This is a genomic window from Motilibacter deserti (assembly GCF_011250635.1).
Taxonomy (GTDB): Bacteria; Actinomycetota; Actinomycetes; order Motilibacterales; family Motilibacteraceae; genus Motilibacter_A; species Motilibacter_A deserti.
On record NZ_JAANNP010000002.1, the window covers coordinates 257,857 to 280,403 of the forward strand.

General features: G+C 73.7%; 24 protein-coding genes. All 24 read left to right on the plus strand.

Annotated features, from left to right (window positions below; translation table 11 throughout):
- Entirely contained in the window at positions 1 to 1,284 is a 1,284-nt protein-coding gene (locus G9H71_RS06220) for a homoserine dehydrogenase (RefSeq protein ID WP_331272785.1), read from the plus strand.
- Positions 1,285 to 1,398: 114 nt separating this feature from the next.
- Positions 1,399 to 2,469: a threonine synthase gene (gene thrC / locus G9H71_RS06225; protein WP_166279687.1), complete on the plus strand. Its 1,071-nt coding sequence runs from the start codon at positions 1,399 to 1,401 to the stop codon at positions 2,467 to 2,469.
- Between the two features lie 66 nt (positions 2,470 to 2,535).
- Positions 2,536 to 3,447 carry a homoserine kinase gene (thrB, locus tag G9H71_RS06230; protein WP_166280535.1) on the plus strand — a complete coding sequence of 304 codons (912 nt, stop codon included), beginning with the start codon at positions 2,536 to 2,538 and terminating at the stop codon, positions 3,445 to 3,447.
- Positions 3,448 to 3,930: 483 nt separating this feature from the next.
- Positions 3,931 to 6,267, plus strand: a complete 2,337-nt coding sequence (gene rho, locus G9H71_RS06235) for a transcription termination factor Rho (protein WP_331272787.1) — start codon at positions 3,931 to 3,933, stop codon at positions 6,265 to 6,267.
- Between the two features lie 267 nt (positions 6,268 to 6,534).
- The gene (locus G9H71_RS06240) at positions 6,535 to 7,521 is read left to right on the plus strand and encodes an SPFH domain-containing protein (RefSeq protein WP_166279690.1); all 987 of its coding nucleotides are present in this window, start codon (positions 6,535 to 6,537) and stop codon (positions 7,519 to 7,521) included.
- A 1-nt stretch (position 7,522) separates the two neighbouring features.
- Positions 7,523 to 7,798, plus strand: a complete 276-nt coding sequence (locus G9H71_RS06245) for a hypothetical protein (RefSeq protein ID WP_231134274.1) — start codon at positions 7,523 to 7,525, stop codon at positions 7,796 to 7,798.
- A gap of 145 nt (positions 7,799 to 7,943) precedes the next feature.
- A complete protein-coding gene (rpmE, locus tag G9H71_RS06250; RefSeq protein ID WP_166279693.1) occupies positions 7,944 to 8,177 on the plus strand; it encodes a 50S ribosomal protein L31 in 234 nt (77 codons plus the stop codon).
- A 114-nt stretch (positions 8,178 to 8,291) separates the two neighbouring features.
- On the plus strand, positions 8,292 to 9,380 hold the full coding sequence (gene prfA, locus G9H71_RS06255) for a peptide chain release factor 1 (protein WP_166279696.1): 1,089 nt from the start codon (positions 8,292 to 8,294) through the stop codon (positions 9,378 to 9,380).
- Positions 9,377 to 10,258: a peptide chain release factor N(5)-glutamine methyltransferase gene (gene prmC, locus G9H71_RS06260; protein ID WP_331272788.1), complete on the plus strand. Its 882-nt coding sequence runs from the start codon at positions 9,377 to 9,379 to the stop codon at positions 10,256 to 10,258. Before prfA ends, prmC begins: the two co-directional genes overlap by 4 nt.
- Positions 10,255 to 10,902, plus strand: coding sequence for an L-threonylcarbamoyladenylate synthase (locus G9H71_RS06265; RefSeq protein WP_166279699.1), 648 nt, complete (start codon positions 10,255 to 10,257; stop codon positions 10,900 to 10,902). The genes prmC and G9H71_RS06265 overlap by 4 nt, the downstream gene beginning before the upstream one ends.
- A gap of 100 nt (positions 10,903 to 11,002) precedes the next feature.
- A complete protein-coding gene (gene tsaE / locus G9H71_RS06270; protein ID WP_331272789.1) occupies positions 11,003 to 11,497 on the plus strand; it encodes a tRNA (adenosine(37)-N6)-threonylcarbamoyltransferase complex ATPase subunit type 1 TsaE in 495 nt (164 codons plus the stop codon).
- Complete coding sequence (gene tsaB / locus G9H71_RS06275) at positions 11,494 to 12,180, plus strand: tRNA (adenosine(37)-N6)-threonylcarbamoyltransferase complex dimerization subunit type 1 TsaB (RefSeq protein ID WP_166279702.1); 687 nt, start codon at positions 11,494 to 11,496, stop codon at positions 12,178 to 12,180. Before tsaE ends, tsaB begins: the two co-directional genes overlap by 4 nt.
- Positions 12,181 to 12,206: 26 nt before the next feature.
- Positions 12,207 to 12,824, plus strand: coding sequence for an L-threonylcarbamoyladenylate synthase (locus tag G9H71_RS06280; protein ID WP_231134275.1), 618 nt, complete (start codon positions 12,207 to 12,209; stop codon positions 12,822 to 12,824).
- Complete coding sequence (gene tsaD / locus G9H71_RS06285; RefSeq protein ID WP_166279705.1) at positions 12,814 to 13,809, plus strand: tRNA (adenosine(37)-N6)-threonylcarbamoyltransferase complex transferase subunit TsaD; 996 nt, start codon at positions 12,814 to 12,816, stop codon at positions 13,807 to 13,809. Before G9H71_RS06280 ends, tsaD begins: the two co-directional genes overlap by 11 nt.
- A 117-nt stretch (positions 13,810 to 13,926) precedes the next feature.
- Positions 13,927 to 15,222, plus strand: coding sequence for a serine hydroxymethyltransferase (locus G9H71_RS06290; protein WP_166279708.1), 1,296 nt, complete (start codon positions 13,927 to 13,929; stop codon positions 15,220 to 15,222).
- Between the two features lie 27 nt (positions 15,223 to 15,249).
- Positions 15,250 to 16,356 (plus strand): glycosyltransferase family 4 protein, encoded by a 1,107-nt coding sequence (locus G9H71_RS06295; RefSeq protein WP_166279711.1) that lies wholly within the window; start codon positions 15,250 to 15,252, stop codon positions 16,354 to 16,356.
- A 201-nt stretch (positions 16,357 to 16,557) separates the two neighbouring features.
- Positions 16,558 to 16,989, plus strand: coding sequence for a hypothetical protein (locus G9H71_RS06300; RefSeq protein WP_166279714.1), 432 nt, complete (start codon positions 16,558 to 16,560; stop codon positions 16,987 to 16,989).
- Positions 16,990 to 17,013: 24 nt separating this feature from the next.
- Positions 17,014 to 17,226, plus strand: coding sequence for a hypothetical protein (locus tag G9H71_RS06305; RefSeq protein WP_166279717.1), 213 nt, complete (start codon positions 17,014 to 17,016; stop codon positions 17,224 to 17,226).
- A gap of 55 nt (positions 17,227 to 17,281) precedes the next feature.
- Complete coding sequence (atpB, locus tag G9H71_RS06310) at positions 17,282 to 18,112, plus strand: F0F1 ATP synthase subunit A (protein WP_166279720.1); 831 nt, start codon at positions 17,282 to 17,284, stop codon at positions 18,110 to 18,112.
- 55 nt (positions 18,113 to 18,167) lie between these two features.
- Entirely contained in the window at positions 18,168 to 18,374 is a 207-nt protein-coding gene (gene atpE / locus G9H71_RS06315) for an ATP synthase F0 subunit C (protein ID WP_166168766.1), read from the plus strand.
- A gap of 38 nt (positions 18,375 to 18,412) precedes the next feature.
- Positions 18,413 to 19,018, plus strand: a complete 606-nt coding sequence (locus G9H71_RS06320; protein WP_166279723.1) for a F0F1 ATP synthase subunit B — start codon at positions 18,413 to 18,415, stop codon at positions 19,016 to 19,018.
- Between the two features lies 1 nt (position 19,019).
- Positions 19,020 to 19,829 carry a F0F1 ATP synthase subunit delta gene (locus G9H71_RS06325; protein WP_166279726.1) on the plus strand — a complete coding sequence of 270 codons (810 nt, stop codon included), beginning with the start codon at positions 19,020 to 19,022 and terminating at the stop codon, positions 19,827 to 19,829.
- A gap of 95 nt (positions 19,830 to 19,924) precedes the next feature.
- On the plus strand, positions 19,925 to 21,622 hold the full coding sequence (atpA, locus tag G9H71_RS06330) for a F0F1 ATP synthase subunit alpha (protein ID WP_166279729.1): 1,698 nt from the start codon (positions 19,925 to 19,927) through the stop codon (positions 21,620 to 21,622).
- Positions 21,623 to 21,625: 3 nt separating this feature from the next.
- A complete protein-coding gene (locus G9H71_RS06335; RefSeq protein ID WP_166279731.1) occupies positions 21,626 to 22,528 on the plus strand; it encodes a F0F1 ATP synthase subunit gamma in 903 nt (300 codons plus the stop codon).
- Positions 22,529 to 22,547: the final 19 nt, after the last annotated feature.

Here is a 22,547-nt window from a genome sequence, read left to right on the forward strand (position 1 = left end):
GTGGACAAGCCGCTGCGCGTGGCGCTGCTGGGCTGCGGGGTCGTCGGCAGCGAGGTCGCGCGACTGATCGTCGAGAACGGCGACGACCTGGCCGCCCGCGTCGGGCGGCCGCTCGAGCTCGCCGGCATCGCCGTGCGCCGCAAGCGCGAGCGTCCCGGCCTGCCCGTCGACCCCGACCTCTTCACCACCGATGCCACCGGCCTCGTCAGCCGGGACGACATCGACCTCGTCGTCGAGGTCATCGGCGGCATCGAGCCCGCGCGGTCGCTCATCCTCGCGGCGATGAAGAACGGCGCGTCGGTCGTCAGCGCCAACAAGGCACTGCTCGCCGAGGACGGCGCGACGCTCTTCGCGGCCGCTCAGGAGCACGGCGTGGACCTCTACTACGAGGCCGCCGTGGCCGGTGCCATCCCGATCCTGCGCCCGCTGCGCGAGTCTCTCGTCGGCGATCAGGTGCAGCGTGTTTTGGGAATCGTGAATGGCACGACGAACTTCATCCTTTCGAGCATGGACGAGACCGGCGCCGGCTTCGCGGAGGCGCTGGACGAGGCAACGGCGCTCGGCTATGCGGAGGCCGACCCGACCGCCGACGTCGAGGGCTTCGACGCCGCCGCGAAGGCCGCGATCCTCGCCTCGCTCGCCTTCCACACCCGCGTCCCGCTGGGGGCCGTGCACCGCGAGGGCATCACGGAGGTCACCGCCGCGGACGTCGCGAGCGCCAAGGCGATGGGGCACGTGGTCAAGCTGCTCGCGATCGCCGAGCTCGTCGACGGCGCCGTGGCCGTCCGCGTCCACCCCGCCATGATCCCGCGCGAGCACCCGCTCGCCAGCGTGCGCGACGCGTTCAACGCCGTCTTCGTCCAGTCCGCCGCCGCCGGCCAGCTGATGTTCTACGGCCGCGGTGCCGGAGGCGCGCCCACCGCGAGCGCGGTGCTCGGCGACCTCGTGGCGGTCGCCCGCCACCGCACCGGGGGCGGGCTCGGGCCGGGGGAGTCCTCGTACGCCGACCTGCCCGTGCGCCCGATGGGCGACACGCTCACGCGCTACCACGTCAGCCTCGACGTCGACGACCGCCCCGGCGTCCTCGCCGCGGTCGCCACGGCATTCGCCCGGCACGGCGTGTCGATCCAGACGGTGCGCCAGGAGGGCCACGCGGACGACGCGGTGCTCGTCCTCGTGACGCACACGGCACGCGATGCCGACCTCGCCGCCACGGTCGAGGAGCTGCGCGCGCTCGAGATCGTGCGCGACGTCAGCAGCGTGATGCGCGTCGAGGGCGTCTGAGGTCCACGCTCCGGAAACGTCGTCTCACATCGTGAGCGGCGACGCCGAAAACAGCGGGCCAGCCCGCAAAATTCGCCTACGCTGTACCCGCATCCCACGCACCTGGAGGCCCGCGTGAGCCCGCGCACCGCCCCGTGGCGGGGTGTCGTGGAGGAGTTCCGCGACCGCCTGCCCGTCACCGCCGACACCCCGGTCGTCACCCTCCTCGAGGGCAACACCCCGCTCGTGCCCGCCGGTGAGCTGTCCGCCCGCACAGGCTGCGACGTCTATCTCAAGGTCGAGGGCGCCAACCCGACCGGCTCGTTCAAGGACCGCGGCATGACCGTGGCCATGAGCGTCGCTATCGGTGAGGGGGCCAAGGCGGTCATCTGCGCCTCGACGGGCAACACCAGCGCCTCGGCCGCGGCGTACGCGGCCCGGGCCGGCGTGCGCAGCGCGGTCCTCGTGCCGCAGGGCAAGATCGCCACCGGCAAGCTGGCGCAGGCCGTGATCCACGGCGCGACGATCCTGCAGGTCACCGACGGCGGGTTCGACGAGTGCCTCGTCCTCGCCCGCGAGCTGTCCGAGCGCTTCCCGGTGGCCCTGGTGAACTCGGTCAACCCGGTCCGCCTGCAGGGGCAGAAGACCGCCGCGTTCGAGGTGGTCGCCGCCCTCGGCGACGCGCCCGACGTGCACTGCCTGCCCGTGGGCAACGCCGGCAACGTGTCGGCCTACTGGATCGGCTACACCGAGGACCACGCCGCGGGCAACGCCACCCGGCGGCCGCGCATGTGGGGCTTCCAGGCGGCGGGCGCCGCTCCGCTCGTCTCGGGCCAGCCGGTGCCCAACCCCGAGACCATCGCGACGGCCATCCGCATCGGCAACCCGGCCTCGTGGGCGCTCGCGGTCGCCGCGCGCGACGAGTCCGACGGCGTCGTGGAGGCGGTGACCGACCAGCAGATCCTCGCCGCACAGCGGCTGCTCGCCGACCGCGAGGGCGTCTTCGTCGAGCCGGCGTCGGCGGCGGGCGTCGCCGGGCTGCTCGCGCGGACGGAGCGCGGCGAGGTCGACCCCGGCCAGCGCATCGTCTGCACGGTCACCGGCCACGGCCTCAAGGACCCGCAGTGGGCCATGCCCGAGGGCGTGCAGCCGGTCGCGGTCCCCGTCGACGCCGGCGCCGCCGCTGCCGCGCTCGGGCTCGCCTGACCGGCGGTGGCAGGCTCCCCCGCCGATGGCGGCGGCCTCGGCCCGGTCGACGTCGATGCCCCTGACCTGGGGGGCGCGGCACTCGTGGACGGCCCCGTGCGGCTGCAAGTGCCCGCGACGAGCGCCAACCTCGGCGCCGGGTTCGACGCGTTCGGCCTCGCCGTCGGCCTGTTCGACGACCTCACGTTCCAGGCGGCGCAGTCCGGCGTCCAGGTCGAGGTCGAGGGGGAGGGCGTGGACGACGTCCCCCGGGACGAGCGACACCTCGTGGTGCGCGCCATGGCCGCGGCGTTCGACGCGATGGGCGTGCGCATGCCCGGCGTCGCGCTGGCCTGCCACAACCGGATCCCGCACGGCCGCGGGCTGGGCTCGTCGTCCGCCGCGATCGTCGCCGGAGTGCTCGGCGCGCGTGCGCTGGTCACGGACGGGGAGCGGCGGCTGGACGACGCCGCGGCGCTCGACGTCGCCGCCCGCCTCGAGGGCCACCCCGACAACGTGGCGCCCTGCCTGCTGGGCGGCTTCACGATCGCGTGGCAGGAGGACGCCGGGGCGCGCGCCGTACGCCTCGAGCCGGCCGCCGGCCTCGCCGCCGTGGCCTACGTCCCCGCCGAGCCGGTCGCGACCGAGCACGCCCGCCGGCTGCTCCCGGCGACGGTCCCGCACGCCGACGCGGCGCGCAACGCCGGCCGCGCCGCGCTCCTGGTCCACGCGCTGACCGCCGACCCCTCGCTGCTGCTTCCGGCGACGGAGGACCGGCTGCACCAGGGCTACCGCGAGCCGGCCATGCCGCGCAGCGCGGCCCTCGTGGCCCGGCTGCGGGCGGACGGCGTGCCGGCCGTTATCTCGGGTGCCGGCCCGACGGTGCTGGCACTTGTCCCGGCCGCTGACGCCGAGGCGCTCGCTGCGGCGGGGGAGCCGGGCTTCCGCGCCCTGCCGCTGACGATAGAGCGCGCCGGCGTCCGGCGCCCCGCCGGCTGACGCAGGACGACCGCTCGCCACCCCGTCAGCTCGTGGGCCGACGGATGACGCGCGTCGTCCCCGTCGACGTGCCGCTCCCGCACCACGCTCGGCTCGGGGGCTGGGCGTCAGCCCGCCGCGCCAGGTATCCTCGTGTCGGGCAGATCGCGCGGCACTTCCGCGTTATAGTCGTTGTGCGCCGACCGACCTTCGGGCTTCCGGTGCGTTCGACCGTCTCGACGGCTCCCGCTGCGATGTGGCGCTCGCGACACATCGACCCCCAAGCGTGCTGCATGCCCGTGCCGCCCCCGGGCTGCTGGTCGCTTCTCGGTACGCGGGAGGCGCGAGCCCTTCGACCCGTCGCCGAGGCGACGGTTCACCCCCCATTCAGCCCGCCGATCCCGGCGGGAACACCCCGGTAGCCCCGGGGTCGCTGACCGGGACCCTCCCCGACAGGGGCAGGGACGCATCTCCCGGCCGAGCTCGTCAAGGGAAGGACCCTTCGTGAGCGACACCATCGACCTCCTCACCGCGCCCGATGGCGGGCGTGCCGAGGAGCCGCGCGGAGCACAGGCCCCGGCCGACTCCGCGCCAGCATCCGGTGCCGACGCAGACGTACCCGCGCAGTCCCCCTCGCGCGGCCGCCGCCGTGCTCCCGGCCTGGCCGGCATGGTGCTCCCCGAGCTCCAGTCGCTCGCGGCCGAGCTGGGCATCGGCGGGACCGCCCGGATGCGCAAGCCCGCGCTGATCGAGGCGATCCAGGCCCGCCAGGCGGGCGGCACGAACGGCGCCGCCGCGGCCGACGCCGCGCCGTCCAACGGCGCCGCTGCCGCGCAGGCCCCCGCCGCCGATGCGCCGGCCGCCACCCGCCCGGCCCGGACCCGGCGTACGCGTGCCGAGCGCCCGACCGAGCAGCCCGCGCTCGACCTGCAGAACGGTGCCGCCGCAACTGCTCCGGCCGAGGCCACGGAGCTCGCGCGTACGGCTGCCCCGTCGACCGAGGAGCGCCCGACCGAGGAGCGCCCGACCGAGGAGCGCCCGGCCGAGACCGCGCGCGCTGCGACGCCGGAGCCTTCCACGCCCGACACCGAGAGCGCGCCCGAGCGCGAGCCGCGGGGTGACCGGCGCGACCGTCAGGAGCGCGGGGACCGCCAGGACCGTGGCGAGCGCGGGGACCGCCAGGAGCGCGGCGACCGGCAGGACCGCGGCGAGCGCGGAGACCGTCAGGAGCGCGGGGACCGTCAGGACCGTGGGGACCGGCAGGACCGTGGGGACCGGCAGGACCGCGGCGAGCGCGGAGACCGTCAGGAGCGCGGGGACCGCCAGGAGCGCGGCGACCGCGGCGAGCGCGGCGAGCGGCAGGACCGCGGCGAGCGCGGCGACCGCCAGGACCGTGGCGAGCGGCAGGAGCGCGGCGACCGCCAGGACCGTGGCGAGCGGCAGGACCGTGGCGAGCGGCAGGACCGCGGCGAGCGGCAGGACCGCGGCGAGCGCGCCGACCGCCAGGAGCGCGGTGACCGTGGCGACCGCAACGACCGTGGCGACCGCAACGACCGTGGCCCGGCGACCGAGGACGACGACGACCTCGACGGCGGGCGTGGCCGGCGTCGGCGCGGCCGCTACCGCGACCGCGCCGGGCGCCGACGCGGCCGTGACGGTCAGCTGCTCGACGCGCCGGGCGAGCCGGAGGTCGGCGACGACGACGTCCTGGTGCCCGTCGCCGGTGTCGTCGACATCCTCGACAACTACGCCTTCCTGCGCACCAGCGGATACCTCCCCGGGCCGAACGACGTCTACGTCTCGCTCGCCCAGGTGCGGCGGCACGGCCTGCGCAAGGGCGACGCCGTCACCGGCGCGGTCCGCCAGCAGCGCGACGGCGAAGCGCGCCGGGAGAAGTTCAACGCCCTGGTCCGGGTCGACTCCGTCAACGGCGGGGACCCGGAGAAGGCGCGTGCGCGCGTCGAGTTCAACAAGCTGACGCCGCTCTACCCGCAGGAGCGGCTGCGGCTGGAGACCGACCCGAGCGTCTTCACCACGCGGATCATCGATCTCGTGGCCCCCATCGGGAAGGGCCAGCGCGGGCTCATCGTGTCCCCGCCGAAGGCCGGCAAGACGATGGTCCTGCAGGCGATCGCCAACGCCATCGCGGTGAACAACCCCGAGGTCCACCTCATGGTCGTGCTCGTCGACGAGCGCCCCGAAGAGGTCACCGACATGCAGCGCTCGGTCAAGGGCGAGGTCATCGCCTCGACCTTCGACCGCCCGGCCGACGACCACACCACGGTCGCCGAGCTCGCGATCGAGCGGGCCAAGCGCCTGGTGGAGATGGGCCACGACGTCGTCGTGCTGCTCGACTCGATCACCCGCCTCGGACGTGCCTACAACCTCGCCGCTCCGGCGAGCGGGCGCATCCTCTCCGGCGGTGTCGACTCGGCGGCGCTCTACCCGCCGAAGCGCTTCTTCGGTGCTGCCCGCAACATCGAGAACGGCGGCTCGCTGACCATTCTCGCGACAGCGCTCGTGGAGACCGGGTCCCGCATGGACGAGGTCATCTTCGAGGAGTTCAAGGGCACCGGGAACATGGAGCTCAAGCTCGACCGCAAGCTCGCGGACAAGCGGCTCTTCCCGGCCGTCGACGTGGACGCCTCCGGCACCCGCCGTGAGGAGATCCTCATGGACCGCTCCGAGCTGCAGATCGTCTGGAAGCTGCGCCGGGTGCTGTCGGCGCTCGAGCAGCAGCAGGCGCTCGAGCTCGTCATCGGCAAGCTGCGCGAGACCAAGAGCAACGCCGAGTTCCTGCTGCAGATCCAGAAGACCACGCCGGGCGCCGACCACGACTGACGCGCGCGGCCGCGAGGCCGGATCCGGGACGGCCGGGCACCCCCTCACGGGGTGCCCGGCCGTTCTGCGTCCCGCCACCACGTACCCCGAGGCCCTCTCGCGGTCCGGAGGTCACCTCCGCGGTGCCAGGCCGCCGCGAAGGTGACCGCCACGCCGCCGAGGTCGTTGGCGCTCGCGCCCGGGCCGATGCCTCGGGGAGGTGCGCTCGGCGGCAAAAAGTGATATCACTTTGCTATCGCACATCACCGCACACCGAGGGGGTAGCCGATGACCGCCACCACTCCCGCACCGGCCGGCCAGGGCAGCGTCCCGCCGGTCGACGCGCCGCCGCAGGACCGTCCGGTCGGCCACGCCGGCACCCGGGTCGAGATCGACGAGCACACCGCCTGGCAGGCGAACGGGCTCTGGGCCGTGCTCGGCGTGCTGGCCCTGGTAGCGCTGGCCGCGTGGCAGGTCGTGCGGGTCGTCGGCTTCGAGGAGCAGACGCCGGCGAACGTCGTCCCCGCCGCCGTGATCGCGGGGGTGTGCGTGCTGCTGGTGCTCGTCGTCCTCGGCTCGCTGACCGTCGTCGCCCCCGGGCGCACCAACGTCGTTCAGTTCTTCGGCCGCTACGTCGGCACCGCGCGCCGCACCGGCCTGGTCTGGCTCCCTCCGCTCACCAGCCGGCGGGGCATGAGCGTCCGGGTGCGCAACTTCGAGACCAGCCACCTCAAGGTCAACGACGCCGACGGCAACCCGGTCGACATCGCGGCGATCGTCGTGTGGCAGGTCGCGGACACCGCGAAGGCGACGTTCGCGGTCGAGGACTACACGGCGTTCGTGGAGATCCAGGCCGAGGCGGCGCTGCGTCACGTGGCGACCACGCACCCGTACGACAGCGGCGACCCTGGCGCGACGTCGCTGCGCGGGTCGACCGACGAGGTGGCCGGCGAGCTCGCCGTCGAGGTGGCCGAGCGGGTCGCGGTCGCCGGCGTCGAGATCGTCGAGGTGCGCATCAGCCATCTCGCGTACGCCCAGGAGGTCGCGCAGGCCATGCTGCAGCGCCAGCAGGCCGGGGCCATCGTGGCGGCCCGCGAGCGGATCGTCGACGGTGCGGTCGGAATGGTCCGGATGGCGCTGGACAAGCTCGCGGACGAGGCGATCGTCGAGCTCGACGACGAGCGCAAGGCGGCGATGGTGTCGAACCTGCTCGTCGTCCTCTGCGGCGACAGCCGGGCGACCCCCGTGGTGAACACGGGCACGCTCTACTCCTGACGTGTCCGGCGACCAGAGCGCGGACGAGCAGGGCGCGCCGCCCCCGCAGCGGGGCAAGGGGCGCCACAGCGTGCTCCTGCGGCTCGACCCCGGCGTTCACGAGGCGCTGGTGCGCTGGGCCGGGGACGAGTTGCGCAGCGTCAACGCGCAGATCGAGCTGCTGCTGCGGCGCGCCCTCGCCGAGGCGGGGCGGCTGCCGGGGGACGTACGCCCGGTACCGCGCCGCGGGCGGCCGCGGCGTACCGAGGACGACGGCCGGCCCGACCAGCGGGGCTGACCGGCGGGAATCGCAGCCCGGGGCCCCGCGTTGATGCGTCTGGCACACTGTGCCTGACGGTTCCGGTCCACGGCGAGGCGGCGCGACGAGAGCGCCGGGCACACCAGCCGACCCGGCGACCCCCAGACCCGAGAGGCGGTTCGGCATGAAGCCCGAGATCCACCCGCAGTACAACGTCACGACCGTGACCTGCACCTGCGGCAACACGTTCCAGACGCGCAGCACGGCGGCGAACGGCGTCATCAACGCCGACACGTGCTCGGCCTGCCACCCGTTCTACACCGGCAAGCAGCGCATCCTCGACACCGGCGGCCGCGTGGCCCGCTTCGAGCAGCGCTTCGGCAAGAGCGGCAAGGGCGCGCAGGCTCCCACCAAGTAGCGACTCCACGGCGCCGGTCCGGCGGGCAGCAGCCCGTCCGGCCGGCGCCGTTCGCATGTCCGGGCGAGTGCCACGCTGGCCCGGGACGTCAGCACCCCCGAGGAGGAGCCTCCCGTGAGCGACCCCGCCACCCCGGCCTCGCTCGACGCGCTCGTCTTCGAGCACGCCGAGCTCGAGAAGCGGCTCGCCGACCCTGCCGTGCACGCCGACCAGGCGGAGGCGCGGCGGCTCGGGCGGCGCTACGCCGAGCTCAGCCCGATCGTCGAGGCCGTCCGGCAGCTGTCCGGCGTCGAGGACGACCTGGCCACCGCGCGCGAGCTCGCGGGGGAGGACCCCGCCTTCGCACAGGAGGCGGTCGAGCTGGAGCAGCGGCGCGCCGAGACCGAGGAGCGGCTGCGCCACCTGCTGCTGCCGCGCGACCCCGACGACGACCGCGACGTGATCCTGGAGATCAAGGCGGGCGAGGGCGGGCAGGAGTCGGCGCTCTTCGCCGGCGACCTGCTGCGGATGTACCTGCGCTACGCCGAGCGGCAGGGCTGGAAGGCCGACGTCATCGACTCCGAGGAGAGCGACCTCGGCGGCTTCAAGGACGTCAAGGTCGCCGTGAAGGCGCGCGGCCAGGTCGAGCCGGGCGCCGGGGTGTGGGCGCGGCTGAAGTACGAGGCGGGCGTCCACCGCGTCCAGCGCGTCCCCGTGACCGAGTCCCAGGGCCGCATCCACACCTCCGCGGCCGGTGTGCTCGTGCTGCCGGAGGCCGAGGACGTCGACGTCGCGATCGACATGAACGACCTGCGCATCGACGTCTACCGCTCGTCCGGCCCCGGCGGGCAGAGCGTCAACACGACCGACTCCGCAGTGCGCATCACCCACGTGCCGACCGGCGTCGTCGCCAGCTGCCAGAACGAGAAGTCCCAGCTGCAGAACAAGGAGCAGGCGCTGCGCATCCTGCGCGCCCGGCTCCTGGAGAAGGCCAAGGAGGAGGCCGACGCCGCCGCCTCCGCCGAGCGCAAGAGCCAGGTGCGCACGGTCGACCGCTCCGAGCGCGTGCGCACCTACAACTTCCCGGAGAACCGCATCTCCGACCACCGGGTCGGCTACAAGGCGCACAACCTCGACGCGGTGCTCGACGGCGACCTCGACGGCGTCGTCCAGGCGCTCGTCGACGCCGACACCAACGCCAAGCTGGCGGCGGCCGGCGCGTGACCGCGTCCGGCAACCCCGCGCAGGAGCTGCTCCGCGTCGGCGCCCAGCGGCTCGCCGACGCGGGCGTCGCCTCCGCTCGCCACGACGCCGAGGCGCTGCTCGCGCACGCCAGCGGGCTCAGCCGCACGCAGCTGCTCACGCTGGGAGCCGGCGACGAGGTTCCGGGGGCGGCGGCGTACTCCGCACTCGTGGAGGAGCGGGCCGCGCGCGTCCCGCTGCAGCACCTGACCGGGCGGGCGTGGTTCCGCCACCTCGAGCTCTCGGTGGGGCCGGGGGTCTTCGTGCCACGGCCGGAGACCGAGATCGTGGCGGGGGAGGCGGTCGACGAGGCGCTCCGGCTGCTCGCAGCCGGCCGTGCGCCGACCGTCGTGGACCTGGGGACCGGGTCCGGCGCGATCGCAGCCTCCGTGGCCACCGAGGCCCGCGGCGCGCGCGTGCTGGCCGTCGAGAAGGACGTCGACGCGCACGCCTGGGCGGCCCGCAACCTCGAGGGCACGGGGGTGGAGCTGCGCCTCGGCGACCTGGGCGACGCCTTCGACGACCTCGACGGGCAGGTGGACGTCGTGGTCAGCAACCCGCCCTACATCCCGCCGGACGCGGTGCCGGTGGACCCCGAGGTCCGCGACCACGACCCCGAGCTCGCGCTCTACGGAGGCGGGGAGGACGGGCTCGACGCGCTGCGCGCCGTGGAGCGTACGGCCCGCCGGCTGCTGCGCCCCGGCGGCCTCCTCGTGATCGAGCACGCGGACAGCCAGGGGGAGTCGGCGCCCGCCGCGCTGCTGGCTACGGCAGCATGGCGCGACGTGACCGACCTGCCAGACCTCGCGCACCGACCCCGCTACGTTCGAGCCCGTCGCGTCGAGGGGAGCCGGCGGTGAGCCGTCGCTTCCACACCGACGACGTCTTCATGCGCAAGCGCGGGCTGGACGCCGCAGCGGCGGCCGCCAAGCGCGGCGACCTCGTGGTGCTCCCGACCGACACCGTCTACGGCGTCGGCTGCGACGCCTTCTCCCTCGACGGGGTGGCCCGGCTGCGGGAGGCCAAGGGGCGCGGGCGGGACATGCCCCTGCCGGTCCTCGTCTCCGGCCCCAAGGCGCTCGACGGGCTTGCCTACGGCCTGCGCCCGGTCGCGCGCGACCTGGTGTCCGCGTTCTGGCCCGGGCCGCTGACGCTGCTGTGCACGGCCCAGCCGTCGCTGCAGTGGGACCTCGGCGAGGCGAACGGCACCGTCCAGGTCCGGATGCCGCTGCACCCCGTCGCCATCGAGCTGCTCACCGTCGTGGGGCCGATGGCCGTCACGGCGGCCAACCGGGCCGGCTTCCCGGCGCCGCGTACCGCCGAGGAGGCGCGCGAGCAGCTCGGCGAGTCCGTCGCGGTGATCCTCGACGCCGGGGCCAGCGAGCAGGCGGTCCCGTCGACCATCGTCGACGTCACCGGCGTCGTGCCGCGCGTGCTCCGCGAGGGGGCGCTGTCGATGGAGCTGCTGCAGGAGGTCGTGCCCCACATCGGCACGGCGGTGTGAGCCTTCGGGCGCAGGCTCCGGGGCGGCCCGCAGCCCCGGCGATAGACTTTGTGCCGCCCCGGCGGCGGGCAAACGACGGAAGACGGCTTCAGGAGCTGGGGTGCACGAGCTGACGTACGCGGTGGCGGGCCGCGCGGGCACCACCGAGCTCGCGGCCCGCCTCGCCCCGGAGCTGCGCGCAGGTGACGTCCTGCTGCTGCGCGGCACCCTGGGCTCGGGCAAGACGGCCTTCGTGCAGGACCTGTCGGCGGCCCTCGGCTACGAAGGCCCGGTCACGAGCCCGACCTTCACCCTCGCCAACTTCTACGAGTGCCCCGGCCTCACGGTGCTGCACGTCGACGCCTACCGGCTCGACAGCGTCGCGGAGTTCCGCGACCTGGGGCTCGTGGACTACGCCGAGCGCAGCGTCACGGTCGTCGAATGGGGCGACCTGGTGGCCGAGGACTACCCGGGCCACCTGCTCGTCGAGGTGGCGCTCGTGCCCGACTCGGAGGAGGCCCGCGTGTTCACGCTCTCCGGGGGCTCGCCCCGCTGGGCCGCCCTGCTGGACGGCCTCGCGGCGCTGCCGGGCAGCGAGCTGCGGGTGACCGGATGAGCGCGTCGACGTCCGCGAGCCCGAGCGCGGCCTCGCTCGCCGTCGAGACCTCGCGCTCGACCTACTCGGTCACGCTGACCCGCGGCGGCGAGCGCTCGAGCGACCGGACGAGCCGCTTCGACGCGGACTTCGACGGCATCGCGGGACTGGTCCGCCGGGTCCTCGCGGCCGCCGACTGCCCGGTCTCCGACGTCGAGGCGATCGCCGTCAACAGCGGCCCGGGCAACCTCACCTCGGTACGCGCGGGGCTGTCCTACGTCAACGGGCTGTCCTTCGCGACCGGGGCCCCGGTGCACTACGCCTCGACGCTCGAGGTGCTGGCCTTCCTCGCCGAGGGCGAGGCGGCCGGCCGTCCCGTGCTCGTCGCCCACCCGGCCCGCGGCGCGCAGAGCTCGATCAGCTACCTCGGCCTCTTCGGAGCGCAGGGCGCGCCCTCGTTCTGGTTCGGGCCGGTGGAGGAGGCCGCCGAGCGCCTCGCCGGCCTCCCCGAGGTCGTGGTCGCGGGCGCCAACCGGCGCTACGCCCTCGGCGGGCTGGCCGGCCTCGCGCTGCACGACTCCGGCGTCGACGCGGCGTCGTCCGACGGCCTGGCTGCGATGCTCGACGCGGGACGGCTGCAGCTCGCGACGGCACCGGTCGCGCCGGTCACCGAGGAGTCCGCGCTCTTCGCCCAGCCCGCCTGACCTGCCCCGCCACGGGAGGAGCCCACATGGCGACCGTCATCACCCAGGACCGCATGGGCGAGGCGGCCGACGTCGTCCTCGGCGGCGGCGTCGCGCTCGTTCCGACCGACACGGTCTACGGCCTCGCGGTGTCGCCGCTGGCCCCCGAGGCGGTCGACCGCGTCTTCGCGATGAAGGGGCGCCCGGGGTCGAAGAACCTGCCCGTCATGGTCGGAGACGTCGGCGCGGTCCCGGCGCTCGGTGTGGACGTCAACGACGCGGCGCAGCGGCTGCTGTCCTCCGAGCTCGTCCCCGGCCCGCTGACGATCGCGTTCGGGTTCGGCCCCGGCGACGAGCGCCCCGAGTGGCTCGCCGGGCGGGTCGAGGTCGCCGTGCGGATCCCGGCGCACGACCTGCTGCGCGGGCTGCTGCGCCGGACCGGGCCCCTGCTGGTCACCAGCGCGAACCGCAGCGGCGAGCCGACGGCGGAGAACCTCGAGGCGATCCTGGCCTCGCTGCTCGAGCCGCCGGACCTCGTCCTCGACGGCGGCCAGCTCTCCTCGACGCCGTCCACGTTGATAAATTGCCGGCCCGTCCCGCCCGTCGTCGAGCGCGTCGGCGCCGCTGCGCCGGAGACGGTGGAAAGGATCCTCCATGGCGCGTGAGCTGATTCTCGGCATCGAGTCCTCCTGCGACGACACGGCTGCCGCCGTTGTCGCCGAGGACGGCACGGTGCTCTCGTCGGTCATCGTCTCGCAGGCGGAGATCCACAACCGCTACGGCGGCGTGTTCCCCGAGCTGGCCAGCCGGGCCCACATCGACAAGGTCATCCCCGCCATCCGGATGGCGATCGAGGACGCCGGCATCCGCCCCGCCGACCTACACTCGATCGGCGTCACGCGCGGGCCGGGGCTCATCGGCTCGCTGATGGTGGGCGTCGACACCGCGCGCGGGCTCGCCGACGGCTGGGGCCTGCAGGTGCGCGGGGTCAACCACTTGCGCGGCCACCTGCGCAGCGCGGACCTCAACGAGCGCCGGGTGGCCTACCCCGCGATGATCCTGCTCGTGTCCGGCGGCCACACCTTCCTGGCCCGGATGGAGTCCCCCGAGCGCATCGAGCAGATCGGCTCGACCCGTGACGACTCCGTGGGCGAGGCCTACGACAAGGTCGCGCGCATGCTCGGCCTCGGCTACCCCGGCGGCCCCGTCATCGACCGGCTCGCCAAGACCGGGACCCCGCGCTACCCGCTCCCGCGCCCGATGCTCACGCAGGGCTTCGACTTCTCCTTCTCCGGGCTCAAGACGGCCGTCCGCCGGCTGCTCGAGGCCGAGCCCGACGCGAAGCCCGAGGACGTCGCTGCCTCCTTCGTCGAGGCCTGCATGGACGTGCTGCTGGCGAAGGCCGGGTCCGCGCTCCGGGCGTACCCGTCGGAGTCGCTCGTCGTCGTCGGCGGCGTCTCCGCGAGCCCGCAGCTGCGCGAGCGGGCCGAGCAGCTGTGCGCGGGGCTGGGCGTGCGCCTCAGCCTGCCTCCGCTCAAGTGGTCGACCGACAACGCGGCGATGATCGCGCTCGCGTCGTGGGACTACGTCCACGCAGGGGCCGATGTCGACCTCGCCCCGGTCTCGACCCTGAGCATCGAGCGGTTCTGACCGATCCGCCGGGATCGGCGCTGGGTCGGCGCGCGGAAGGGCCTTCGGCGGGTTCGGCGGCCACGGTGCGCGCCGCTAGGGTTGGCATCGCTGTTCGGGGCCGTACGAGGAGGACACATGACCGACGCGACCGCGACTCCCGAGGACTCCGGGACCCCGTTCTACGGGCCGGACTTCGGGTCGCTGCAGCAGACCGACCCCGACATCGCGCAGGTGCTCGTCGACGAGCTCGACCGCCTGCGCGGCGGCCTGCAGCTCATCGCCAGCGAGAACTTCACCTCGCCCGCGGTGCTCGCGGCGCTCGGCTCGACGCTGTCGAACAAGTACGCCGAGGGCTACCCGGGCAAGCGCTACTACGGCGGCTGCGAGGTCGTCGACCGGGCCGAGGAGATCGGCATCGCGCGCGCCAAGGAGCTGTTCGGCGCCGAGCACGCGAACCTCCAGCCCCACTCCGGCGCGCAGGCGAACTTCGCGGTCTACGCCGCGTTGCTGAAGCCGGGCGACAAGGTGCTCGCGATGTCGCTCCCGCACGGCGGCCACCTCACCCACGGGTCGAAGGTCAACTTCTCCGGCAAGTGGTTCGAGCCCGTGCCCTACACCGTCCGCAAGGACACCGAGCTCATCGACTACGACGAGGTCCGCGACCTCGCCCGTGAGCACCGCCCGCAGATGATCATCGCCGGCGCCACGGCGTACCCCCGGTTGATCGACTTCGCGAAGTTCCGCGAGATCGCCGACGAGGTCGGCGCCTGGCTGGTCGTCGACGCGGCGCACTTCATCGGCCTCGTCGCCGGCGGCGCGATCCCGTCGCCGGTGCCCTACGCCGACGTCGTCAGCTTCACGACGCACAAGGTCCTGCGCGGCCCACGCGGCGGCATGATCGTGTGCAAGCAGGAGCTCGCCCAGCGCATCGACAAGGCGGTGTTCCCCTTCGCCCAGGGCGGCCCGCTGATGCACGCGGTCGCGGCCAAGGCGGTCGCGCTCAAGGAGGCCGCGTCCCCGGCCTACCAGCAGTACTCCCGCCAGGTCATCGCCAACTCCCAGGCGCTGGCCGAGGCGCTGTCGGCCGAGGGCATGCGCCCGACCTCCGGCGGCACCGACAACCACCTCGCCCTGCTCGACCTCGCCGCGACCGGCGTGACCGGCGCCGAGGCGGAGGCACGCTGCGACGCCGCGGGCATCTCGCTCAACAAGAACGCGATCCCGTACGACCCGCGCCCGCCGATGGTCGCGTCCGGCATCCGCGTCGGCACCGCGGCGGTGACGACGCAGGGGCTCACCGAGCCCGACATGAAGGAGGTCGCCTCGCTCATCGCCCGCGCGGTGCGCGACGCCGACGGGTCGGCCAGCGCGGAGATCCGCGCCGGTGTGCGGGCGCTCGTCGAGAAGCACCCGGCCTACCCGCACGCGTAGGCGCGGCGCGGCGGCAGCCCGCTCGCGGTGCGCGCCTATCTGCTGACGGTCCTGGTCGCGGCCGCCGTCACCTACCTGCTCGTCCCGCCGGTCCGCCGGCTGGCCGTGTGGGGCCGGGTGATGACGCCGGTCCGCGACCGGGACGTCCACGCGACGCCGATCCCGCGCATGGGCGGGGCGGCGATGCTCGCCGGGTTCGCGGCGGCGCTGCTCGTCGCGCAGCGCCTGCCGCTGACCGGCGAGGTCTTCACGAGCTCGAGCGACCCGCAGGCGCTGCTCAGCGCCGCGGCGCTGATCTGCCTGCTGGGCGCGGTGGACGACCGGTGGAGCCTGGACCCGCTGACCAAGCTCGCGGGCCAGTGCCTCGCGGCCGGCGTCATGGTGCTGCAGGGCGTGGAGCTGGAGTGGCTGCCGCTGCCGACCGGCACGACCTACGTCCTGCGCCCGGACGAGGCGGCGATCTACACCGTGCTCGTCGTGCTCGTCATGGTGAACGCGGTCAACTTCGTGGACGGCCTGGACGGGCTCGCGGCGGGCATCGTGCTCATCGCGGCGGGGGCGTTCTTCGTCTTCTCCTACCTGCTCTGGGTGGAGGAGGGGGTCCAGCGGGCGGGCACGTCCACGCTGACGACCGCGGCGCTGGTCGGGATCTGCGCAGGCTTCCTGCCGCACAACTTCCATCCCGCCCGGGTGTTCATGGGCGACACCGGGTCGATGCTGCTCGGGCTGCTCCTGGCGGCCTCCGTCGTCAGCCTGACCGGGCAGGTCGAGCCCGGAGTGGTGAGCGCGAGCCGCCTCGGGCCAGCCGTGCTGCCGCTCGTGCTGCCCGTCGTGGTGATCCTCGTCCCGCTGCTCGACCTCTCCCTCGCGGTCGTGCGCCGCACCCGGGCCGGTCGCAACCCCTGGGCCCCGGACAAGCAGCACCTGCACCACCGGCTGCTCGAGATCGGCCACTCGCACCGGCGCGCGGTCACGATCATGTACGCCTGGTCGGCCCTGGTCGCGTTCGGCGTGGTGGTGCTCAGCCTGGTCGGCGGCCCGTGGCCCAAGGTCTCGGTCGGGGTCGTGCTCGCCCTCGCGCTGGCGGCGACGCTCGGGCTGGACCGCCGGCGGTGGGTGCGCCGCGGCGGGTGAGCCTGCGCACAACAGGCGACGGCACGCCCGTTTCGCCCTGCTCCGGCGTCGGCCCCGCCGCAAAGACCTGTTAACGTTCCGGCATCCCCGCGCGGCCCGGACACGGGCCGCGCGTACCTGTACGTCGGCGCAGGAAGCTCCCGCAGCGATCTCGCCGCAGCTGGACCGAAGACGCCCTACCAACGACGCAGGACGGCCTCCATGCAGACGCACGACGCGGAGCAGTTCCGCGGCGCGGCCCTGCCTGCGGCCGTGGTCACCGCTGCGGCGGTCCTGATCGCCGGCCTCGCCGCCGGGGGCCAGGGGGCGGCGAGCGCGCTCGCCGCCGGCGCCGTCGTCACGGCCTTCTTCGGGGTCGGGCACCTGGTCTCCAGCCGGGTGGCCGACGTCGCGCCGACCGCCGTGATGGCGGTCGCGCTCGCGACGTACGCGGTCAAGGTCCTCGTCCTCGGTGTGCTGCTCGTCCTCGTGGGCGGCAGCTCGGCGGTGGACGGCACGGCGTTCGGGGTGACGGTGTTCGCGGTCACGACGACGTGGCTGGCGGCGCGGGTCCGGGTCTTCGCCCGGCTCCGGCTGTTCTACGTCGACCCGGTCCCGTCGGTTCCCGCCGCTCGGGTGTCGGGACCGTCGTGACCTGCTGCTATCGTGCGCCCCGCCATGGCAGAGGAACCTCCGCGGGCGCGGGCCGACGACGGCTGGGGTGTGCTGTCGACGCTGCTCACCGGGGTCTTCATGTGGGGCGGGCTCGGCTGGCTGGCCGACTGGCTGCTCGGGACGACGGTCTTCCTGCCGGTGGGCCTCGTCGGCGGAGCCGGGCTGGCGATCTTCACGATCTACGCCCGCTACAGCCGGCCGCCCGGACCGCCGTGAGCCCCTTCCCGTTCTTCCCACCGTTCGCAGCACTCGGAACTCGAAAGGACCGCCGATGAGCCTCGTCGCCACGGCCCTCGGGCACTCGGCCGGGAGCGCGGTGCCCGTGCCGCTCGCGGCGGGGGAGGGCTTCGAGTCTCCCGGGGTCACCGACTTCTGGCAGCCGCTGATCGGCGAGGGCGCCTGGGCCATCACCCGCGCGAGCATCGTGATGGTGCTCAGCGTGGTCTTCCTGGCCTGGGTGATGGTCGCCGTGACCCGGCGCCTGGCAGTGGTGCCGGGCAAGGCCCAGTTCGCCGCCGAGGCCGGCTACAACCTCGTGCGCAACGGCCTGGGCCGTGAGGTCATCGGCAGCCCGGACTTCCTGAAGTTCCTGCCGCTGCTGGTCACGTTGTTCTTCCTGATCCTCGTGAACAACGTGTTCGCCATCATCCCGGTCATCCAGTTCCCGACGATGAGCCGCGTCGGATTCCCCGCCGCGCTCGCCCTCGTCGTCTTCGTGGTCTACCACTTCGTGGCCATCAAGAAGAAGGGGCTCGGGCCCTACCTGAAGTCCCTGGTCCCGCCGGGCCTGCCCGGCTGGCTCGTGCCGTTCATCTTCCTGCTCGAGCTGGTCACCTATTTCTTCACCCGTCCGGTGACGCTCGCGCTCCGTCTTTTCGGCAACATGTTCGCGGGCCACCTGCTGCTGCTGCTGTTCACCCTCGGCGGCGAATACATGCTCCTGCACAGCGACGCTCCCGTCCTGCAGGTGCTGTCCGTCGGCTCCTTCGCCGGCTCGTTCGTGATGACTGCGTTCGAGCTGTTGGTCGAGGTCCTGCAGGCTTATATCTTCACCCTGCTGACGGCGCTCTACATCGCCGGCAGCCTCGCCGACGAGCACTGACCCAACCCCCCGACCGCAGCGACGCACAGCGTCCGATCGAGAGGAACCCAGGTTCATGGAAGGCAACATCGCGATCCTCGGCTACGGCCTGTCGGCCATCGGCCCCGGCATCGGCGTCGGCCTGATCTTCGCCGCCTACATCAACGGCGTCGCCCGTCAGCCCGAGGCACGCGGCCTGCTCCAGCCGATCGCGTTCCTCGGCTTTGCGCTCGCCGAGGCGCTCGCCATCTTCGGCCTCGCGCTCGCCTTCGTCTTCCGCTGACCGACGCCCCCACCTAGCCGGACTCCGGGAGACACATGATGCTGGCGACCACGCTGCTCGCCGCTGCCGAAGAGGGCGGCGAGGACGGCGGCTTCTGGGCGGACGCCTACCCGATCATCCCGCACCCCGCGGAGCTGATCGTCGGCCTCCTCGCGTTCGCGGTCCTCTACTGGGTCGTGGCGAAGAAGGTCGTGCCCGCGTTCGAGAAGCTCTACCAGGAGCGCTCGGAGGCGATCGAAGGCGGGATCGCCCGGGCCGAGCAGGCCCAGGCCGAGGCCCAGCAGGCGCGCGAGCAGTACAGCTCGCAGCTGGCCGAGGCGCGCGGCGAGGCCGCTCGGATCCGGGCCGAGGCCCAGTCCGAGCGCAAGGCCATCGTCGAGGCGGCGCGCACGGAGGCCGCTGAGGCCGCCGCGCGCGAGACCGAGCGTGGCCGTGCGCAGCTGGCGGCCGAGGTGACCCAGGCGCGCAGCGAGCTGTCGCGCCAGGTGGGCGAGCTGGCCGTCGAGCTGGCGAGCCGGATCGTGGGGGAGAGCCTCGCCGGCTCCGACGCCACGACCCGCACGGTCGACCGTTTCCTCGCCGACCTGGAGGAGCGGGCGCCTTCGGGCAGCGCTGGCGGGGCGACCTCGCTCGGGAAGGCCTGACGTGCTGAGCACCAGCAGGGCGGCCCTGGACGAGCTGCGCGAGCAGCTGCGCGGGCGGCTCGAGGGCGAGAGCCGCGCGACAGTCGCGAGCGAGCTGCTCGCGGTCGCCGCGCTGCTCGGCCGCGAGAGCGCGCTGCGGGCGACCTTGTCGGACCCGTCCGCGGCCGCCGACGCGAAGGCCGGGCTGGTCGACACCTTGCTGGGTGGCCGGCTCAGCCCCGTCGCACTGGACACGACCCGTGCCGCGGTCCGCGCGCGCTGGTCGCGCGCGGCCGACCTCCCCGACGCCGTCGAGGCGCTCGGGGCCGAGGCCGCCTTCGCCGAGGCCGAGGCGACCGGCGCCCTGGACCGGGTGGAGGAGGAGCTGTTCCGCTTCTCCCGCACCGTCGTCGGTGAGGCGCAGCTGCGTCGTGCGCTCAGCGGGGGCACCCTCCCCGTCGAGGGGCGTGTGGCCCTGCTGCGCGACCTGCTCGGGCAGCGCGCCTCGCCGGTGACCGCCCAGCTGCTCGAGCACGTCGTAGGCTCGTTGCGGGGACGTCGCCTCGAGGAGGCGCTCGACACGCTCGTCGAGCTCGCCGCGGAGCGACGCTCCGAGGTCGTGGCCGAGGTGACGGTCGCCGCTCCGCTGTCCGCGGAGCAGGAGACGCGCCTGGGCACCGTCCTCAGCCGGATCTACGGGCGCGCCGTGCGCCTGCAGGTCGAGGTGGACCCGTCCGTCCTGGGCGGGGTGGTCGTGCGCGTGGGTGACGAGGTCGTCGACGGCAGCGTCCTGCACCGCCTGGACCAGGCGCGCCGGGCGTTCAGCAAGTAGCCCGGCGAGCACCGAGCGGGGGCTCCCGCTCGACCGACGTAGTAGTACCGAAGAAGCCGACCCCTTTCGCATCGAAGAAAACGGGAGCAACACCGATGACGGAGCTGACGATCCGGCCGGAGGAGATCCGGGACGCGATCGAGCGCACCCTTTCGGCGTACGCGCCGGAGACGACGCGCGAGGAGGTCGGCACGGTCATCGAGGCCGGCGACGGCATCGCGCGCGTCGAGGGGCTGCCCTCGGTCATGGCGAACGAGCTGCTGCAGTTCGAGGACGGGACCCTCGGCCTCGCCCTCAACCTCGACGAGCGCGAGATCGGCGTCGTCGTCCTCGGCGAGTTCGCAGGCATCGAGGCCGGCCAGCCGGTCAAGCGGACCGGGGAGATCCTCTCCGTGCCCGTCGGCGACGGCTTCCTCGGCCGCGTCGTGGACCCGCTCGGCAACCCGATCGACGGCCTCGGCCCGATCCAGGCCGAGGGCCGCCGCGCGCTCGAGCTCCAGGCGCCCACCGTGGTGCAGCGCAAGGAGGTCAAGGAGCCGCTGCAGACCGGCATCAAGGCCATCGACGCGATGACCGCGATCGGCCGCGGCCAGCGCCAGCTCATCATCGGCGACCGCCAGACCGGCAAGACCGCCGTTGCGATCGACGCGATCATCAACCAGGGCGAGGCCTGGCGCGCGGGCGACCAGAAGGCCCGCGTCAAGTGCATCTACGTCGCGATCGGCCAGAAGGGCTCGACGATCTCGCAGGTGCGCGGCGCCCTCGAGGCCGCCGGCGCGCTGGAGTACACGACCATCGTCGCCGCCCCGGCCTCCGACCCGGCGGGCTTCAAGTACCTCGCCCCCTACACCGGCTCGGCCATCGGCCAGCACTGGATGTACGCCGGCGACGCCTCGCTGATCGTCTTCGACGACCTGTCCAAGCAGGCCGACGCCTACCGCGCCGTCTCGCTGCTGCTGCGCCGCCCGCCGGGCCGCGAGGCCTACCCGGGTGACGTCTTCTACCTGCACTCGCGGCTGCTCGAGCGCTGCGCCAAGCTCTCCGACGAGCTCGGCGGCGGCTCGCTGACCGGTCTGCCGATCATCGAGACCAAGGGCAACGACGTCTCGGCGTTCATCCCGACCAACGTCATCTCGATCACCGACGGCCAGTGCTTCCTCGAGACCGACCTGTTCAACCAGGGCGTGCGCCCGGCGATCAACGTCGGCATCTCGGTCTCGCGCGTCGGTGGCTCGGCCCAGACCAAGGCGATGAAGAAGATCGCCGGCCGTCTGCGCGTCGACCTCGCGCAGTACCGCGAGCTCGAGGCCTTCGCCGCCTTCGGCTCCGACCTCGACGCCGCCTCCAAGGCCCAGCTGGCCCGCGGGTCGCGCATGGTCGAGCTGCTCAAGCAGCCGCAGTACTCCCCGTTCTCCATGGAGCAGCAGGTCGTCTCGATCTGGGCCGGCACCCAGGGCAAGCTCGACGACGTCCCGGTCGAGGACATCCGCCGTTTCGAGAGCGAGCTGCTCGACTTCGTCGGCCGTGAGCGCCGCGAGATCTTCGACTCCCTGACGCAGACCCGCGAGCTCTCCGACGACACGGTGCGCCTGCTCGAGCAGGCGGTGAACGACTTCAAGAAGCAGTTCACCACCTCCTCCGGCGAGCAGCTGGTCAAGGACGAGCCGGTGACCCCGCTGGGCGCCGGCGACGTCTCCCGCGAGGGCGTCAAGCGCCACGTCCGCACGGAGGAGCAGGTCCGCCAGGCGTCCGGGCCGGTCGGCCGCGGCGGCTCCGAGATCACGCCGGGCTGACGGATGCCCGCACAGGTACGCGTCCTTCGTCGACGCATCCGGTCCGTCCAGGCGACGAAGAAGATCACCCGCGCCATGGAGCTCATCTCCGCGTCGCGGATCGTCAAGGCGCAGGGCCGCGTCAACGAGGCGCGACCCTACGCCGATGAGCTCACCCGGGCGCTGACCGCTGCGGCGTCGAAGGCCACGGTGGACCACCCGCTGACGACCGAGCACGCGTCGGCGAAGCGGGCGATCATGATCGTGGTGACCTCCGACCGCGGCCTGGCCGGGGCGTACTCCTCGACGGCGATCCGGGAGGGCGAGGGCCTGGCCGGGCTGCTGCGCAGCGAGGGCAAGGACGTCGTCCCGTTCCTCGTCGGGCGCAAGGGCGTCTCGTTCTACCGGTTCCGCGGTCGGGAGATCGGCGGCGAGTGGACCGGGTTCTCGGACAACCCGCGCTACGCCGACGCACGGGAGATCGCGGACGCCGCGGTCGAGCGCTTCCTCGCCCCGACCGAGGAGGGCGGGGTGGACGAGGTCCACATCGTCTTCACCGAGTTCGTGAACATGGGCACCCAGCAGGCTGTGGCGCGCCGGATCCTGCCGCTGGTCGTCGAGGAGACGACGGAGGCGCCCGAGCAGGCGCTCCCGCTGTACGAGTTCGAGCCCTCCGCCGAGCGGGTGCTCGACGCACTGCTGCCGAAGTACGTCGTCAGCCGCGTCTTCGACGCCCTCCTGCAGTCGGCCGCCTCCGAGCACGCCGCCCGCCGGCGCGCGATGAAGGCCGCGACGGACAACGCGGAGGAGCTGGTCAAGGCCTACACCCGTGAGGCCAACGCCGCACGGCAGGCGGCGATCACCCAGGAGATCAGCGAGATCGTGGGCGGCGCGAACGCGCTCGCCGACGCGACGGCCGCCAAGTAGAGCGTTCGAAGAAGAGGAC

Excerpts from the sequence above, each read along its gene's own strand:
- G9H71_RS06240 (WP_166279690.1), top strand. The coding sequence starts at position 6,535 with ATGACCGCCACCACTCCCGCACCGGCCGGCCAGGGCAGCGTCCCGCCG.
- rpmE (WP_166279693.1), top strand. The coding sequence starts at position 7,944 with ATGAAGCCCGAGATCCACCCGCAGTACAACGTCACGACCGTGACCTGC.
- tsaB (WP_166279702.1), top strand. The coding sequence starts at position 11,494 with ATGAGCGCGTCGACGTCCGCGAGCCCGAGCGCGGCCTCGCTCGCCGTC.
- G9H71_RS06280 (WP_231134275.1), top strand. The coding sequence starts at position 12,207 with ATGGCGACCGTCATCACCCAGGACCGCATGGGCGAGGCGGCCGACGTC.
- tsaD (WP_166279705.1), top strand. The coding sequence starts at position 12,814 with ATGGCGCGTGAGCTGATTCTCGGCATCGAGTCCTCCTGCGACGACACG.
- G9H71_RS06290 (WP_166279708.1), top strand. The coding sequence starts at position 13,927 with ATGACCGACGCGACCGCGACTCCCGAGGACTCCGGGACCCCGTTCTAC.
- G9H71_RS06300 (WP_166279714.1), top strand. The coding sequence starts at position 16,558 with ATGCAGACGCACGACGCGGAGCAGTTCCGCGGCGCGGCCCTGCCTGCG.
- G9H71_RS06305 (WP_166279717.1), top strand. The coding sequence starts at position 17,014 with ATGGCAGAGGAACCTCCGCGGGCGCGGGCCGACGACGGCTGGGGTGTG.
- atpB (WP_166279720.1), top strand. The coding sequence starts at position 17,282 with ATGAGCCTCGTCGCCACGGCCCTCGGGCACTCGGCCGGGAGCGCGGTG.
- atpE (WP_166168766.1), top strand. The coding sequence starts at position 18,168 with ATGGAAGGCAACATCGCGATCCTCGGCTACGGCCTGTCGGCCATCGGC.
- G9H71_RS06320 (WP_166279723.1), top strand. The coding sequence starts at position 18,413 with ATGCTGGCGACCACGCTGCTCGCCGCTGCCGAAGAGGGCGGCGAGGAC.
- atpA (WP_166279729.1), top strand. The coding sequence starts at position 19,925 with ATGACGGAGCTGACGATCCGGCCGGAGGAGATCCGGGACGCGATCGAG.
- G9H71_RS06335 (WP_166279731.1), top strand. The coding sequence starts at position 21,626 with ATGCCCGCACAGGTACGCGTCCTTCGTCGACGCATCCGGTCCGTCCAG.